The sequence below is a fragment of the Micromonospora sp. NPDC048063 genome (genome assembly GCF_043202855.1).
In the GTDB taxonomy this organism is placed as follows: Bacteria; Actinomycetota; Actinomycetes; order Mycobacteriales; family Micromonosporaceae; genus Micromonospora.
Genome location: NZ_JBIDBG010000012.1, coordinates 90,243 through 105,880, shown reverse-complemented (window position 1 = coordinate 105,880; position 15,638 = coordinate 90,243). Strand labels below are relative to the sequence as shown.

General features: G+C 71.1%; 14 protein-coding genes. 8 read left to right on the top strand and 6 right to left on the bottom strand.

Going from position 1 to position 15,638, the window contains the following annotated elements:
* Positions 1 to 156 precede the first annotated feature (156 nt).
* From yidC to rpmH, 4 genes are read right to left on the bottom strand one after another with little or no spacing between them, the layout of a single operon-like run.
* Positions 157 to 1,146, bottom strand: a complete 990-nt coding sequence (yidC, locus tag ACGFZ2_RS25635) for a membrane protein insertase YidC (protein WP_393457634.1) — start codon at positions 1,144 to 1,146, stop codon at positions 157 to 159.
* A gap of 3 nt (positions 1,147 to 1,149) precedes the next feature.
* Complete coding sequence (yidD, locus tag ACGFZ2_RS25630; protein WP_393259541.1) at positions 1,150 to 1,389, bottom strand: membrane protein insertion efficiency factor YidD; 240 nt, start codon at positions 1,387 to 1,389, stop codon at positions 1,150 to 1,152.
* Positions 1,390 to 1,433: 44 nt separating this feature from the next.
* Positions 1,434 to 1,850 (bottom strand): ribonuclease P protein component, encoded by a 417-nt coding sequence (rnpA, locus tag ACGFZ2_RS25625; RefSeq protein WP_393259542.1) that lies wholly within the window; start codon positions 1,848 to 1,850, stop codon positions 1,434 to 1,436.
* A gap of 36 nt (positions 1,851 to 1,886) precedes the next feature.
* Positions 1,887 to 2,024, bottom strand: a complete 138-nt coding sequence (gene rpmH / locus ACGFZ2_RS25620; protein ID WP_091100492.1) for a 50S ribosomal protein L34 — start codon at positions 2,022 to 2,024, stop codon at positions 1,887 to 1,889.
* 633 nt (positions 2,025 to 2,657) lie between these two features.
* Here rpmH and dnaA point away from each other — a divergent pair.
* The 5 genes from dnaA (at position 2,658) to ACGFZ2_RS25595 (ending at position 9,140) form a co-directional block, all read left to right on the top strand.
* Positions 2,658 to 4,520, top strand: coding sequence for a chromosomal replication initiator protein DnaA (dnaA, locus tag ACGFZ2_RS25615; protein WP_393259544.1), 1,863 nt, complete (start codon positions 2,658 to 2,660; stop codon positions 4,518 to 4,520).
* Positions 4,521 to 5,309: 789 nt separating this feature from the next.
* A complete protein-coding gene (gene dnaN / locus ACGFZ2_RS25610) occupies positions 5,310 to 6,443 on the top strand; it encodes a DNA polymerase III subunit beta (protein ID WP_393457631.1) in 1,134 nt (377 codons plus the stop codon).
* Positions 6,444 to 6,483: 40 nt separating this feature from the next.
* Positions 6,484 to 7,356 (top strand): phosphogluconate dehydrogenase (NAD(+)-dependent, decarboxylating), encoded by an 873-nt coding sequence (gnd, locus tag ACGFZ2_RS25605; protein ID WP_393259547.1) that lies wholly within the window; start codon positions 6,484 to 6,486, stop codon positions 7,354 to 7,356.
* A 16-nt stretch (positions 7,357 to 7,372) separates the two neighbouring features.
* Positions 7,373 to 8,506, top strand: coding sequence for a DNA replication/repair protein RecF (recF, locus tag ACGFZ2_RS25600; RefSeq protein ID WP_393457628.1), 1,134 nt, complete (start codon positions 7,373 to 7,375; stop codon positions 8,504 to 8,506).
* The gene (locus ACGFZ2_RS25595) at positions 8,496 to 9,140 is read left to right on the top strand and encodes a DUF721 domain-containing protein (protein WP_393259550.1); all 645 of its coding nucleotides are present in this window, start codon (positions 8,496 to 8,498) and stop codon (positions 9,138 to 9,140) included. Before recF ends, ACGFZ2_RS25595 begins: the two co-directional genes overlap by 11 nt.
* A 27-nt stretch (positions 9,141 to 9,167) precedes the next feature.
* On the opposite strand, the gene ACGFZ2_RS25590 is transcribed toward ACGFZ2_RS25595, so the two are convergent.
* Complete coding sequence (locus ACGFZ2_RS25590; protein WP_357703840.1) at positions 9,168 to 9,395, bottom strand: hypothetical protein; 228 nt, start codon at positions 9,393 to 9,395, stop codon at positions 9,168 to 9,170.
* Between the two features lie 82 nt (positions 9,396 to 9,477).
* Here ACGFZ2_RS25590 and ACGFZ2_RS25585 point away from each other — a divergent pair, with 82 nt between their 5' ends.
* Positions 9,478 to 9,993, top strand: coding sequence for a MarR family winged helix-turn-helix transcriptional regulator (locus ACGFZ2_RS25585; RefSeq protein WP_393457624.1), 516 nt, complete (start codon positions 9,478 to 9,480; stop codon positions 9,991 to 9,993).
* On the opposite strand, the gene ACGFZ2_RS25580 is transcribed toward ACGFZ2_RS25585, so the two are convergent.
* Positions 9,978 to 10,532 carry a hypothetical protein gene (locus ACGFZ2_RS25580; RefSeq protein ID WP_350677718.1) on the bottom strand — a complete coding sequence of 185 codons (555 nt, stop codon included), beginning with the start codon at positions 10,530 to 10,532 and terminating at the stop codon, positions 9,978 to 9,980. The two genes, ACGFZ2_RS25585 and ACGFZ2_RS25580, sit on opposite strands and share 16 nt — an antisense overlap.
* Before the next feature lie 507 nt (positions 10,533 to 11,039).
* On the opposite strand from ACGFZ2_RS25580, the gene gyrB reads away from it, so the two are divergent.
* Both gyrB and gyrA read left to right on the top strand, forming a co-directional pair.
* Positions 11,040 to 12,986, top strand: a complete 1,947-nt coding sequence (gene gyrB, locus ACGFZ2_RS25575) for a DNA topoisomerase (ATP-hydrolyzing) subunit B (protein WP_357450208.1) — start codon at positions 11,040 to 11,042, stop codon at positions 12,984 to 12,986.
* 130 nt (positions 12,987 to 13,116) lie between these two features.
* A complete protein-coding gene (gyrA, locus tag ACGFZ2_RS25570) occupies positions 13,117 to 15,636 on the top strand; it encodes a DNA gyrase subunit A (protein ID WP_393259557.1) in 2,520 nt (839 codons plus the stop codon).
* Positions 15,637 to 15,638 lie beyond the last annotated feature (2 nt).

The window sequence follows — 15,638 nt, the reverse complement described above, 5'->3', positions numbered from 1 at the left end:
CGGGAGGTCGCCGGTGCCCACGGGCACGTCTGTCGTACGGGCAGTGTCGCCCGTGACCGCGCCGCGCGCGGCGGGTTCCGCCCGGCGCCGGCCGTACGGCGGCTGCACGGTGCGGAACGGGCCGCCGCCGGTCTCCCGACGGCGGCCCGGAGGTCCTCAGCCCTGCCGCTTGGCGGGGCGGCCCTTCTTGGGGTTGGCCGGCTTGGCGCCCGGCTTGGGGCCGGCGACCTTCGGCGCGGCCGGCTTGGCCGGGGCCTGGGGGGCCGGCTTGGCGCGGCCCAGCAGGCCGGTCTTGGCCGGCTGCACCGGGTTGCGGGTCGAGGTGCCCGGCTTGCCGGTGGTGGCGCTCGGCGGCGGCGGGAACTTGCGCAGCACCCACTGCTGCTGCGCCAGGGTGGAGAGGTTGTTGGTGACCCAGTAGATGATCACGCCGATGGGGAAGATGGCACCGGAGACGAGCAGCGACGCCGGGATGCCGTAGAGCATCAGCTTCTGGATCATCCGCTGCTGCGGATCCTCGGCCCAGCCGGTCTTGAGGATCATCTGGCGGCTGGTGAGGTAGGTCGTGCCCATCATCAACAAGACCAGGATGCCGGCGATGACCTTGACGGTGGTGCCGTTGGCGTTCAGCGCCGCCAGCTCGTCGGCCGTCGAGCCGAACTTGCCGGCGATCGGTGCGGTGAAGAGCTTCGCGGCCGAGGCGCTCTCGAACTGGCCGACCGTCCAGCCGTAGAGGGTCTTGCCGCTCTCACTCTTCCCCGGATCGAGTCGGCGGAGCACGTGGAACAGGCCGAGGAAGACCGGGATCTGGAGGACCATCGGAAGGCAGCCCATGAGCGGGTTGGCCTTTTCCTTCCGGTAGAGCTCCATCATCTCCTTCTGGAGCGTCTCCCGGTCACCCTTGTGCTTCTCCTGCAGCGCCTTCACCTGCGGCTGGAGCGCCTGCATCGCCCGCTGCGACTTGATCTGCTTGACGAAGACCGGGAAGAGGATCACCCGAACGGTGACCACCAGGAAGACGATGGCGAGGATCCAGGCCCAGTTCGTGCCGAGCGCCGCCGTGTCCGGCACCCCGATGGCCTCCCAGGCCCCATGCCAGGCCAGCAGGATCCACGAAATCGCGTAGTAGATCCAGTCGAGACTCAATTCTCAGGCTCCAGTCACATCGGCACGGCGGCGTCCGCCCGGCTCCGGCACCGGGTCGTGTCCACCTGGGTGGAAGGGGTGGCAGCGCAACAGCCGCCGGACCGTCAGGCCAGCTCCCCGGACAGCGCCGTGCCGGGCCACCGCCTCCAGGGCGTAGGCGCTGCACGACGGGTAGAACCGACAGCGGGCCGGCAGAGCCGGACTTATCCACCGACGGTACGCGACGATCGGCCCGCTCAGCACCCGGGCACCGATCGTCGCAGGCCGTGGCGCGGCCGGCCCGGCGGTCACCGCGACCGCCGTCCGCGGGGCGCCCGCGCGGCGGCGATCGCCGCGTCCAGGTCGGCGCCCAGTCTCGGGTACGCCGCCTCGGCTGCGGCCGGCAGCGCGCGGACGACCAGGGTGCTCCCAGGGGGCAGTTCCGTCAGCCGCTCGCGGACCAGGTGCCGCAGGCGACGGCGGACCCGGTTGCGGACGACCGCGTTGCCCACTGCCTTGGACACGACGAAGCCGGCGCGGGCCGGCGCGGAGGGTTGCTCCGCACCGCTGCTCCGCGCCGGCTCCGGCGAGGTTGCTGTCGCGGCGTCAGGGGTCGCCGGCAGGCTCAGGTGGACGACGATCGCGCCACGGCCGGCGCGGCGGCCACCCCGGACCGCTGCGGCGAAGTCAGTGCTGCGCCGCAGTCGCTGTGCGGCCGCCAGCACGACTGCCCACGTCCCCCGGACCTGACCCGGTCGGCCTCAGGCCGACAGGCGGGCGCGGCCCTTGGAGCGACGGGTCGAGATGATGGCGCGGCCGGCACGGGTGCGCATGCGCAGCCGGAAGCCGTGGGTCTTCGCGCGCCGGCGGGTGTTCGGCTGGTAGGTGCGCTTGCTCACGTCAGGCTCTCCGTTTTCGTACGCCCGGGCGAGGGGTCGCCGGGGTCGTGTGGTGGTCCAGGCCACCTCGGCGGTGGCCCCCGATCGGTGCTGCCCGGCGATGCGGGACCTCGGCGATGCGGGGAAGCGACCGCGGACAGCAAGCACCCATCACCCTAGCAGAGGGCGAGAGAGCAGCCGATCCAGCCTACGCAGGCGGGCAACCACCGTCAAACACGCTCACCAGGGCGGACACCGGCGCTCCGCCCACGACCGAAGCGGCGGTTTTCGCTGATGTTGCCAAGGGTCGCCGCGCGTCGGCGGTTGATGGCGCGCGGACAACGCTGTTACCGTGCCCGATTGCGGTCAGCGTCGAAAGGTCCGGTCGTCGCTGGCGGGCAAGACCGGACAAGGCAGTGAATCGTTCGGCACGGTGAACCCGCTTCAAGCGCCCGTTCAGGCAGGGGGCAGGTCCGACCCGCATCCGGCGGGCGGCCACAATCGGTACGTACACAGGCTGTGGATAACTTGTGGACGAGGACCGGTCGGCCGTCCGGGTGGGTGTCGTTCCGCCCGTGAACGCGGCGGGCCCGGGGCGACCGACCGGAGAAGACGGCGGCGTCGGCGGAGCAGAGGCGAGGGGGTGGCACGACGGTGACCGGCACGACCGACCTTGCCGCGGTGTGGACGGCGACGACCGACGAGCTCGCCGATGAGATCATCTCCGCGCAGCAGCGGGCGTATCTGCGGCTGACCCGGCTGCGGGCCATCGTCGAGGACACCGCGCTGCTCTCCGTCCCGGACGCCTTCACCCGGGACGTGATCGAGTCCCGGCTGCGCCCGGCGATCACCGAGGCGCTCACCCGCCGGCTGGGCCGGCCGATCCAGGTCGCGGTGACCGTACGCGTGCCCGACGACAGCTCCGGCCGCCCGGCGGGCACCGTCTACCGCAGCGCCCCCGAGCCGCTGGACCACGACGGCGGTGGGCCGCGCGACTTCGGCGACGGGCCGGTGGCGTTCGACGGCGCGGCGGTGGGCCTGCTGGACGGCGCGGCCCTCGACCCCGGGCAGCAACCGCCGCTCATCCCCGAGCAGGCGCACCCGGAGCGGCGGCCGGACGGCCCGGTCCCGGCCGCCCGGCCGGTCGACGACGGGCTCCGGCCCGGCTTGGACGACCGGGACGGCCAGGAGGCCCTGTTCAGCACGGCGTTCGCCGAGCCGCCGCGGCCCGACCGGACGGCACCGGCCCGGCGCGCGCCCGACCGACGCGGCTTCGACGAGCAGGCCGCCCGGCTGGACCCGCCGACCGCGGACACCCGGGGGTTCGAGCCGCGTTACCGCGAGGACGCCGTCTCCCCCCGGGACCAGCACGTGATCCGGGCGCTGCCCCGGGACACCGGCACCGACAGCGGGCCGGGTCGGGGTGGCGTGGATCACCGTCCCGGCGGCCGGGACGACCGGCGGCTGCCCGGCGGGGTCGAGGGCGGCGGCAACCGGCTCAACCCGAAGTACATGTTCGAGACGTTCGTCATCGGCTCGTCCAACCGCTTCGCCCACGCGGCGAGCGTCGCGGTGGCGGAGTCGCCGGCGAAGGCGTACAACCCGCTGTTCATCTACGGCAGCTCGGGGCTGGGCAAGACGCACCTGCTGCACGCCATCGGGCACTACGCCACGACGCTGGGCAACGCCCGCTCGGTCCGGTACGTCTCGACCGAGGAGTTCACCAACGACTTCATCAACTCGCTCCGGGACGACAAGACCAGCGCGTTCCAGCGGCGCTACCGCGACGTCGACATCCTGCTGATCGACGACATCCAGTTCCTGGAGACCCGCGAGCGCACCCAGGAGGAGTTCTTCCACACCTTCAACACCCTGCACAACGCCAACAAGCAGATCGTGATCACCTCCGACCGGTCGCCGAAGCAGCTCGCCACCCTGGAGGACCGGCTGCGTACCCGGTTCGAGTGGGGGCTGCTCGCCGACATCCAGCCGCCGGACCTGGAGACCCGGATCGCGATCCTGCAGAAGAAGGCGGCGCAGGAGCGCCTCTACGCCCCGCCGGACGTGCTGGAGTTCATCGCCTCGCGGGTGTCGAACTCGATCCGGGAGCTGGAGGGCGCGCTGATCCGGGTGACGGCGTTCGCCAGCCTGACCCGGTCCACGGTCGAGCTGTCGCTGGCCGAGGAGGTGCTGCGGGACTTCATCCCCGACGGCGCCGGGCCGGAGATCACCGCCGACCAGATCATGGTCTCCACCTCCGAGTACTTCGGCGTCAGCCTGGAGGACCTGCGCGGGCACTCCCGCTCCCGGGTGCTGGTGAACGCCCGCCAGGTGGCCATGTACCTGTGCCGGGAACTGACCGACCTGTCGCTGCCCCGGATCGGGCAGGCGTTCGGCGGACGGGACCACACCACCGTCATGCACGCCGACCGCAAGATCCGCCAGCAGATGGCCGAGCGCCGCTCGCTCTACAACCAGATCGCCGAGCTGACGAACCGGATCAAGCAGAACACCTGACGCGTACGCCCAACCGTCACGCGCGGTGGGCGAGAAGTGACGGAAACGCCCGGCCGGACCACCGGCCGGGCGTTTCCGTCTCTCCACAGCCGGCCCGGGCTTGACCCTCGACATGGTGGAGACCACACCATCGAAGCCGTGTCCGTCCACCGCCCGGATCGTTGTCCACAGCTCGTTGTCCACCGCCTGTGGATAACTACCGTCCGCACAATCCTCGGTTACCCACAGGTTGTGGAGAAACCCTGGGGACGACGCTGTGGACGCCTGGGGACAACGTCGTCGTTGTCCACCGACGACGGTCCGCCTGTGGGCAAGCTGTTGAAGGTTCTGGGGATGACGCCCGTCGAGCCGGTTCCGTCTGTCCACAGGACTGGGGAGAAAGTCCGTGGATTACCGGTGGACAACCGGTGGACAACGGTGGAAAACCTGGGGGCAGTCGCCGCCTGTGGATCGCGACACGGGTTGTACCCCTGGTTCTCCACAGCCAACCCACCGGTGGATAACGTGTCTGACCTGCGCAGACGGCGGTTCTCCACAGTTTGCACAGGTGCGATGAAGATGACGGGTTATCTCTTCTAAGACAACAAAAACCAATCACCACCGTTGGACTTCCTGTGGATTGGCCGGACCCGCCGTGGGCGGGCCTCCGGCACCGGGAAGTCCACGGGGTCGGGCGCACAGCCGATGCCCGCGCGCCCTAAGGTGCGATGGGTACCCGCACGGACAGGCGGGTCGGTAGGCAGCGGTCGGCATGAGAGAGTTGTCGCTGACGTCGACGCGGAGGCATTGATGAAGTTCCGAGTGGAGCGCGACGCGCTCGCCGAGGCCGTGGCCTGGACCGCGAAGAGCCTGCCCAACCGGCCGTCCGTGCCGGTGCTCGCGGGCGTGATGCTGCGCGTCACCGACGGGAACCTGCAGGTCTCCGGCTTCGACTACGAGGTCTCCAGCCAGGTGACCGTCGAGGTCCAGGGGGACGCCGACGGGGCCGCCCTGGTTTCCGGCCGGCTGCTTGCCGAGATCACCAAGGCGCTGCCGGCCAAGCCGGTGGACATCGCCGCCGTCGGGGCACACCTCGAACTGGTCTGCGGCAGCGCCCGGTTCACCCTGCCCACCATGCCGGTCGAGGACTACCCGTCCCTGCCGGAGATGCCGGAGAGCGCCGGCACCGTCGACGCGGCCGCCTTCGCCGCCGCCGTCGCCCAGGTCGCCGTCGCCGCCGGCCGCGACGAGACGCTGCCGATGATGACCGGCGTACGCATCGAACTCTCCGGCGGCACGCTGGCCATGCTCGCCACCGACCGCTACCGGCTGGCCCTGCGCGAGATGGAGTGGAACCCGGACGACCCCGAGGTCAGCATCAACGCCCTCGTGCCGGCCCGGACGCTGCACGACACCGCCAAGGCCCTCGGCCCGCTCGGCGGCCAGGTCACCATGGCGCTCTCCCAGGGCGCGGCCGGCGAGGGGATGATCGGCTTCGCCGGCGGCACCCGGCGCACCACCAGCCGGTTGCTCGACGGCGCGAACTACCCGCCGGTGCGCTCGCTCTTCCCGGCCGCCCACAACGCCGAGGCCCGGGTGCCCGTCAGCACCCTGATCGAGGTCGTCAAGCGGGTCGCCCTGGTGGCCGAGCGGACGACCCCAGTGCTGCTCAGCTTCAGCGCCGACGGCCTGGTGGTCGAGGCCGGCGGCACCGAGGAGGCGCGGGCCAGCGAGGCCATGGAGGCCACCTTCACCGGCGACCCGCTCACCATCGGTTTCAACCCGCAGTACCTGATCGACGGCCTCGCCAACCTGGGGGCCCAGTTCGCCGTGCTCTCGTTCGTCGACGCCTTCAAGCCCGCGGTGATTTCGCCCGCCGGCGAGGATGGCGAGGTCGTCCCGGGGTACCGCTACCTCATCATGCCGATCCGCGTCTCCCGCTGATCGCGCCCGAGAAGACCCCGACGCACGGAGGTAGGAACACATGCAGCTCGGCCTGGTAGGGCTCGGCCGGATGGGCGGCAACATGCGCGAGCGGTTGCGCGCCGCCGGGCACGAGGTGGTCGGCTTCGACCACAACGCGGAGCTGAGCGACGTCGCGACCCTGGCGGAGCTGGCGGAGAAGCTGGAGTCGCCGCGCGCGGTCTGGGTCATGGTCCCCGCCGGTGTCACCGACGCGACCATCGACGAGCTCGCCGGCGTCCTCGGCGAGGGCGACATCATCATCGACGGCGGCAACTCGCGGTTCAGCGACGACGCGCCGCGCGCCGAGCGGCTCAACGAGCAGGGCATCGGTTACCTCGACGCCGGCGTCTCCGGCGGCGTCTGGGGCCGGCAGAACGGCTATGCGCTGATGGTCGGCGGCGCCCGGGAGCACGTCGACCGGCTCATGCCGATCTTCGAGTCGCTGAAGCCGGAGGGCGAGTTCGGCTTCGTGCACGCCGGGCCGGTCGGCGCCGGGCACTACGCCAAGATGGTGCACAACGGCATCGAGTACGGCCTGATGCACGCCTACGCCGAGGGCTACGAGCTGCTGGCGAAGTCCGAGCTGGTCACCAACGTGCCGGGGGTGTTCAAGTCCTGGCGCGAGGGCACCGTGGTGCGCTCCTGGCTGCTCGACCTGCTCGACCGGGCCCTCGACGAGGACCCGGAGCTGGCCGAGCTGAGCGGCTACACGGAGGACACCGGCGAGGGCCGGTGGACGGTCGACGAGGCGGTCCGGCTCGCCGTGCCGCTGAACGTGATCACCGCCTCGCTCTTCGCCCGGTTCGCCTCCCGGCAGGACGACTCGCCGGCCATGAAGGCCGTCGCCGCGCTGCGCCAGCAGTTCGGCGGGCACGCCGTCCGCAAGCGCTGACCGGTATCCACAGGCTGTGTACGTCCGCCGGCTCGAACTGGTCGACTTCCGCTCGTACGAGCGGGTCGGCGTGGACCTGGAGCCGGGGGCGAACGTCCTGATCGGCGCCAACGGCGTCGGCAAGACGAACCTCGTCGAGGCGCTGGGCTACGTGGCGACCCTGGATTCGCACCGGGTCGCCACGGACGCCCCCCTCGTCCGGATGGGCGCCGCCTCGGCGGTGATCCGCTGCGCCGTGGTGCACGAGGGACGCGAGCTGCTGGTCGAGCTGGAGATCGTGCCGGGCAAGGCCAACCGGGCGCGGCTGGGCCGCTCCCCGGCCCGCCGGGCGCGGGACGTGCTCGGCGCGCTGCGGCTCGTGCTGTTCGCCCCGGAGGACCTGGAGCTCGTCCGGGGCGACCCGGCGGAGCGCCGCCGCTACCTCGACGACCTGCTGGTCAGCCGCCAGCCCCGCTACGCCGGGGTGCGCGCCGACTACGAGCGGGTGGTCAAGCAGCGCAACGCCCTGCTGCGCACGGCGTACCTCGCCCGCAAGACGGGCGGGTCGCGGGGCGGGGACCTGTCGACCCTGGCGGTCTGGGACACCCATCTGGCCCGGCACGGCGCGGAGCTGCTCGCCGGCCGGCTGGAGCTGGTCGCCGCGCTCACCCCGCACGTGGCCAAGGCGTACGACGCGGTGGCGGCGGGCCGGGGGGCGGCCGGGATCGCGTACCGGCCCTCCGTGGAACTGGCGGAGCCGACCACCGACCGGGAGACGCTGGCGGCGGCGCTGACCGCCGCGCTCGCCGAGGCCCGCACCGCCGAGGTCGACCGAGGCACCACGCTGGTCGGCCCGCACCGCGACGAGCTGGCGCTGACCCTTGGCCCGTTGCCCGCCAAGGGGTACGCCAGCCATGGCGAGTCGTGGTCGTACGCGCTGGCGCTGCGGCTGGCCGGGTACGACCTGCTCCGCTCCGACGGCATCGAGCCGGTGCTGGTGCTCGACGACGTCTTCGCCGAGCTGGACGCCGGGCGGCGGGAGCGGCTGGCCGGGCTGGTCGGCGGGGCGAGCCAGCTGTTGGTGACCTGCGCGGTCGACGACGACGTGCCGGCGTCCCTGCGCGGCACCCGGTACGCCGTCGGCGACGGGACGGTGCGCCGTGTCGGATGAGCAGCTGCCCCCCGCCCGCCTGGGCCCGGGGCGTGGCGGGCCGGCCGGCGGCGACTCCGGCAGGACGACGGGTGATCCCGGCGGCGCGGCGGGCGGCGGGGACGCGTCGGCCGGCGCCAGCGGGCCGGAGCTGGCCCGGGCGGTGCTCGACGCGGCCAGGGCCCGGCGGGAGGCGGCGGCGCGCACGCGCCGGCGTGCCCCCGGCGGTGGCGCGGGTGGCGACGGCGACGGCGGCCCGCAGCGTCGCCTGCGCGGCTACTCGGGCCCGGGGCCGGACCCGCGGGACCCGCAGCCCCTCGGCGCGGTGCTCAACCGGCTGGTGAAGGCGCGCGGCTGGCAGCAGCCGGCGGCGGAGGCGACCGTGTTCGGCGCCTGGGAGCGGGTGGTGGGCCCGGAGGTGGCCCAGCACAGCCGGCCGGTCAAGCTGGAGGACGGCGAGCTGACCGTGGAGGCCCGGTCGACCGCCTGGGCCACCCAGCTTCGGCTGCTGGCCGGCTCACTGCTCCAGCAGATCGCCCGCGAGGTCGGTCACAACGTGGTGCGCAAGCTGCACATCCACGGCCCCGCCGCGCCCTCCTGGTCGAAGGGCCCCCGCCGGGTACGCGGACGCGGCCCCCGGGACACCTACGGCTGACGGTCGGGGGACCGCCACGGCTGACGGTCAGTGACCGCCGCGCCGGGCCTCCCGCTCGGCGCGCTTGCGCTCCCGCTGCTCGCGGCTCCACTGCTTGCGGCGCTCCAGGTCCTGCTTCCAGGCCTCGCGGGCCTCGTTGGAGCCACCCTGCACGGCGCCCTGCACCTCCGGCGGGCCGGCCCAGCGCCGGAAGGCCCACGCCATCAGCCAGCCACCCTCGCCAGAGCCCTTCGGAGCCGGCTTCTCGTCGCTCATCGACTGACCCTTCCGTTAGCGCGCAAATAATTAGTACCCCAACCATTGGTACGATACCAACGACGACGAGGAGGTCCAGCCCGTGCCCGACGATTTCGACGGGAATCCCCTGGCACTGGAGCAGCAGGTGTGCTTCGCGCTCTCCGTCGCCGCGCGCGGCGTGGTCGCGGTCTACCGGCCGCTGCTGGAGCCGATGGGGCTGACCCATCCGCAATACCTGGTGATGCTTGCCCTGTGGCAGTACGCGCCACTGTCCGTACGCGACCTCAGCCGCCTGTTGCAGCTCGACCCGGGCACGCTGTCGCCCCTGCTCAAGCGCCTGGAGGCGAATGGCTACGTCCGGCGGGAGCGCGACCCCGCCGACGAGCGCAGCCTCGCGGTGACGCTGACCCCGACCGGCGAGGCCCTGCGGGAGCGCGCGGAGCAGATCCCGCCCGCGATCGTCGAGCGGCTGGGCCTGCCGATCGCGGACCTGCGTCACCTGCACACCGTGCTGACCCGGGTCATCACCGCCGCCAACCGCGCCGGCGCCGCGGCCCCGCCCGACCCGCGTGGGTCGGGTGGGTCGGGTGGGGCGCCGGGTCAGGCGTCGGCGTAGACGGCGAAGCCGCGGTCGGCGCAGCGCCGGTAGAAGGCGGCCAGCACGCTCAGCTCGGCACAGGTGAAGTTCCACTGCGGCGGCGCGCCGCTCTCGTCGCGCAGCGCGTCCAGCCGGCTGTCGAGCCAGCGCAACTGCTGCTCGGCCAGCCGCCCGTCGGCGAGCAGCGACCGCAGCACCTGGCTCACCGAGTCGAAGGTCACCGCCTCGCCGTGCGGGCGGTGGCCCGCCACGAACCGCTCGATGCCGCCGGCGATCCAGGCGCAGCCGTCCGGGTCGATCACCGGGTCCTCGTCCTCGGCGGCGGCGTCGGTGGCGTAGAGCACACCTTCGAGCCCGAGCAACAGGTCCACCAGCTCGGTGTACGCGGTGGCCCGGACGGTGCCGGTCTTGGCGATCAGCTCGGCGAGCGCCGCCGTCGGCGCGGAGATGCGCGGCATGTCGACGATGTCGCCGAAGTCGACGAACTCCGCCGGCGCGACCGGGTCGTAGAAGCGGCCGGTCCGCGGCCACTGCACCGCGACGTTGTCCAGCCCCATCTGGTGTCACCTCTTAATGAGCGTGTGTCGGTTCGATCGGGTCGATCGTCCGGTTCCGGCAGGAAAAGATCAAGGCCGGGCCGTCGGCGCGGCGGGGCGGGTCTCTCCTGGCCACCGGCCGACACCGATCGTCGGCCGGTCGCGCCCCCGATCGGGCCCTGGCGTGTAGGGGGAGTCGCGGGCGGCGCGGTTCGGCCGGCTACGTCGGTCTGAGACGCCTCGCAGGGGTGCCGAGTGGTGGTTCTGTCGCTGCCGCACAGTAAGATTGACCCCGAGACGAAGACCCGGTGCGGAGCGACGAGACACGGGCCCGGTGCGGGGCCCGCGATCATTCTCCATGCCGGTTCGAGCCGATCGCGATCCGCGGGCAACCGCGGCGACCGGCGCGTTCGACCCGTACCCCGGAATTGTCCCCGGTGCCGGTCCGCGTGCCGACGTCGCGTCCTGTCCGCCGAACCCGCGCCCGACGCGCCACCAGGCGCGGACGGCGCGAGAAAGTGGCCGAGGGTGGCAGCGCAGGACAAGCAGGAGTACGGCGCAGAGTCGATCACCGTTCTCGAGGGTCTGGAGGCGGTCCGCAAGCGGCCCGGTATGTACATCGGGTCGACCGGCGAGCGTGGTCTGCACCACCTGGTGTGGGAGGTCGTCGACAACGCGGTGGACGAGGCGCTGGCCGGGCACTGCGACACCATCGACGTGGTGCTGCTCGCCGACGGCGGGGTCCGGGTCACCGACAACGGCCGGGGCTTCCCGGTGGACCTGCACCCGAAGCTGAAGAAGCCGGGTGTCGAGGTGGCGCTGACGGTGCTGCACGCGGGCGGCAAGTTCGACGGCAAGGCGTACGCGGTCTCCGGCGGTCTGCACGGCGTGGGCGTCTCCGTGGTGAACGCCCTCTCCACGAAGATGGCGGTGGAGATCCACAAGTCCGGCTTCGTCTGGCGGCAGCAGTACCACAACTCCAAGCCGACGCCGCTGGAGAAGGGCGAGACGACGGACCGGACGGGCTCCGCGGTCGCCTTCTGGCCCGACGCGGACGTGTTCGAGACGGTCGACTTCGACTTCCAGACCATCTACCGGCGGCTCCAGGAGATGGCCTTCCTCACCCGCGGCCTCACCATCCACCTGCTCGACGAGCGGGTTCCGGAGGGCGAGGAAGGCAAGATCCGCGAGGTCACCTTCCGCTACGAGGGCGGCATCGCGGACTTCGTCCGGCACCTCAACGCCTCGAAGAACCCGATCCACCGGACGGTGGTCGAGTTCGGCGCCGAGGAGGAGGGCATGTCGGTCGAGATCGCCATGCAGTGGAACGAGTCGTACGGCGAGTCGGTCTACACCTTCGCCAACAACATCAACACCCACGAGGGCGGCACCCACGAGGAGGGCTTCCGGGCCGCGCTGACCAGCGTCGTTAACCGGTACGGCGCGGAGAAGAAGCTGCTCAAGGGCGACGAGAAGCTTTCCGGCGAGGACATCCGCGAGGGCCTGGCCGCGATCATCTCGGTCAAGCTCACCAACCCGCAGTTCGAGGGCCAGACCAAGACCAAGCTCGGCAACACCCCGGTGAAGAGCTTCGTGCAGCGGGTCTGCAACGAGTGGCTGGTGGACTGGTTCGACCGGAATCCGGCCGAGGCGAAGATCATCATCCAGAAGGCGTCCCAGGCCGCCCGGGCCCGGATCGCCGCTCAGCAGGCGCGCAAGCTGGCCCGGCGCAAGTCGCTGCTGGAGTCCGGCTCGATGCCCGGCAAGCTGGCCGACTGCCAGTCGACCGATCCGCGCGAGTCCGAGGTCTTCATCGTCGAGGGTGACTCGGCCGGCGGCTCGGCCAAGCAGGGCCGCGACCCGCGCACCCAGGCGATCCTGCCGATCCGCGGCAAGATCCTCAACGTGGAGAAGGCCCGGATCGACCGGGTGCTCAAGAACAACGAGGTCCAGGCGCTGATCACCGCGCTGGGCACCGGCATCCACGACGACTTCGACATCGAGAAGCTGCGCTACCACAAGATCGTGCTGATGGCCGACGCGGACGTCGACGGCCAGCACATCCAGACGCTGCTGCTCACCCTGCTCTTCCGTTTCATGCGCCCGCTGGTCGAGCTGGGGCACGTCTACCTGGCCGCCCCGCCGCTCTACAAGATCAAGTGGAACAAGCGGGGCGACGACGCGCAGTACGCGTACTCGGACCGGGAGCGGGACGGGCTGATCGCGCTGCGCCAGCAGAAGAAGCCGAACGCGAAACCGGACGACATCCAGCGGTTCAAGGGTCTCGGCGAGATGAACTACCCGGAGCTGTGGGAGACCACGATGAACCCGGCGACGCGTACGCTGCGTCAGGTCACGCTCGACGACGCGGCAACCGCCGACGAGTTGTTCAGCGTGCTGATGGGTGAGGACGTCGAGGCGCGCCGCTCGTTCATCCAGCGCAACGCCAAGGACGTCCGGTTCCTGGACATCTGACGGGGCTCGCCGGGCCGACCGGTCATCCACCGGGCGGCCCGGCGATCCACAGAGTTATCCACAGCATGGCCGGTTTCCACAGCCGTTATCCACAGCACGAAAACGACTCTGAGTCTGATAAGGGTTAACAGTGACCGATATCCCCGAGTCCACACCGAACGAGCCCGAGGTTCCCGAGACGGTCGGCGCCGTCGTCGCGCACGACCGCATCGAACCGGTCGGGCTCGAGGTGGAGATGCAGCGCTCCTACCTCGACTACGCGATGAGCGTCATCGTCGGGCGGGCGTTGCCGGACGTCCGGGACGGGCTCAAGCCGGTCCACCGCAAGATCCTCTACGCCATGTTCGACTCCGGCTACCGCCCGGACCGCGGCTACGTGAAGTGCTCCCGCGTCGTCGGCGACGTGATGGGTCAGTTCCACCCGCACGGCGACTCGGCGATCTACGACGCCCTGGTCCGGATGGCGCAGCCCTGGTCGCTGCGCTACCCGCTGGTCGACGGCAACGGCAACTTCGGCTCGCCCGGCAACGACCCGGCCGCCGCGATGCGGTACACGGAGTGCAAGCTCGACCCGCTGGCGATGGAGATGCTGCGGGACATCGACGAGGACACCGTCGACCTGCAGGACAACTACGACGGCCGGGCCAAGGAGCCCACCATCCTGCCGTCGCGGATCCCCAACCTGCTGGTCAACGGCTCCGAGGGCATCGCGGTCGGCATGGCCACCAAGATCCCGCCGCACAACCTGCGTGAGATCGGCGCGGCGGTGCAGTGGTGCCTGGAGCACCCGGACGAGGACGAGGCCACCACCCTCGACGCGCTGCTGGACATCGTCAAGGGCCCCGACTTCCCCACCCACGGCCTGATCGTCGGCACCCAGGCGATCCAGGACGCCTACCGCACCGGGCGCGGGTCGATCCGGATGCGCGCCGTGGTGGAGGTCGAGGAGGACAAGCGTGGCCGCCCCTGCCTGGTGGTCAGCGAGCTGCCCTACCAGGTCAACCCGGACAACCTCGCCGAGCGGATCGCCGAGCTGATCAAGGAGGGCAAGCTCGCCGGCATCGCCGACATCCGCGACGAGTCCTCCGGGCGTACGGGCATGCGGATCGTGCTCGTGCTCAAGCGCGACGCCGTCGCCAAGGTGGTGCTGAACAACCTCTACAAGCACACCCAGCTCCAGGAGACCTTCGGCGCCAACATGCTGGCGCTGGTCGACGGTGTGCCGCGCACGCTCAACCTCGCCCAGTTCATCCGCTACTACGTCGACCACCAGATCGACGTGATCCGCCGGCGGACGGCGTTCCGGCTGCGTAAGGCCGAGGAGCGGGCGCACATCCTGCGCGGCCTGTCCAAGGCGCTGGACGCCCTCGACGAGGTGATCGCCCTGATCCGGCGCTCGCCCACGGTGGAGGACGCCCGACAGGGCCTGATCCGGCTGCTGGAGATCGACGAGATCCAGGCGACCGCGATCTTGGACATGCAGCTGCGCCGGCTCGCCGCGCTGGAACGCCAGCGGATCCTGGACGACCTGGCCAAGCTGGAGCTGGAGATCGCCGACCTCAAGGACATCCTCGCCAAGCCCGAGCGGCAGCGGAAGATCGTCTCCGAGGAGCTCGGCGAGATCGTCGCCAAGTGGGGCGACGACCGGCGGACGAAGATCGTGCCGTTCGAGGGCGAGGTCTCGATGGAGGACCTTATCGCCCGCGAGGACGTGGTCGTCACCATCACCCGCACCGGCTACGCCAAGCGGACCAAGGTCGACCTCTACCGCTCCCAGCGGCGCGGCGGCAAGGGCGTCAGCGGGGCGACGCTGCGGCAGGACGACATCGTCAGCCACTTCTTCGTCTGCTCGACCCACGACTGGATCCTGTTCTTCACCAACAAGGGTCGGGTCTACCGGGCCAAGGCGTACGAGCTGCCCGAGGCCAGTAGGGTGGCCAAGGGCCAGCACGTGGCGAACCTGCTCGCGTTCCAGGCCGACGAGCAGATCGCGCAGATCATCGAGATCCCGAACTACCAGGTGGCTCCCTACCTGGTGCTCGCCACGAAGAACGGCCTGGTGAAGAAGACGAGGCTCGAGGAGTTCGACTCCCCCCGGTCCGGCGGCATCATCGCGATCAACCTGCGCGACGAGGACGAGCTGGTCGGGGCGGCGCTGGTCGCCCCGGAGGAGGACCTGCTGCTGGTCTCCAAGAACGCGCAGGCGATCCGGTTCAACGCGAGCGACGAGGCGCTCCGCCCGATGGGTCGGGCCACCTCGGGCGTGATCGGCATGCGCTTCAGCGAGGACGACGTCCTGCTGGCCATGGAGGTGGTCCGCGAGGGGCTGGACGTCCTGGTGGCCACGAACGGGGGTTACGCGAAACGTACCCCGATCGAGGAATACCCGGTCCAGGGCCGGGGAGGTAAGGGCGTGCTGACTGCGAAGATCACGGAGCGCCGTGGTGGTCTGGTCGGCGCGGTGGTGATCGACCCGGACGACGAGCTGTTCGCGATCACCAGCAACGGTGGTGTCATTCGGACTCCGGTGAAGCCTGTACGCCGTACGCGTGATCGGAACACAATGGGGGTCAAGCTGATGGACCTTCCGGACGGCGTGACTATCGTGGCGATTGCTCGCAATGCCGACGAGCCTGACGAACAGGACTAGTT

Excerpts from the sequence above, each read along its gene's own strand:
- dnaN (WP_393457631.1), top strand. The coding sequence starts at position 5,310 with ATGAAGTTCCGAGTGGAGCGCGACGCGCTCGCCGAGGCCGTGGCCTGG.
- gnd (WP_393259547.1), top strand. The coding sequence starts at position 6,484 with ATGCAGCTCGGCCTGGTAGGGCTCGGCCGGATGGGCGGCAACATGCGC.
- ACGFZ2_RS25590 (WP_357703840.1), bottom strand. The coding sequence starts at position 9,395 with ATGAGCGACGAGAAGCCGGCTCCGAAGGGCTCTGGCGAGGGTGGCTGG.
- ACGFZ2_RS25580 (WP_350677718.1), bottom strand. The coding sequence starts at position 10,532 with ATGGGGCTGGACAACGTCGCGGTGCAGTGGCCGCGGACCGGCCGCTTC.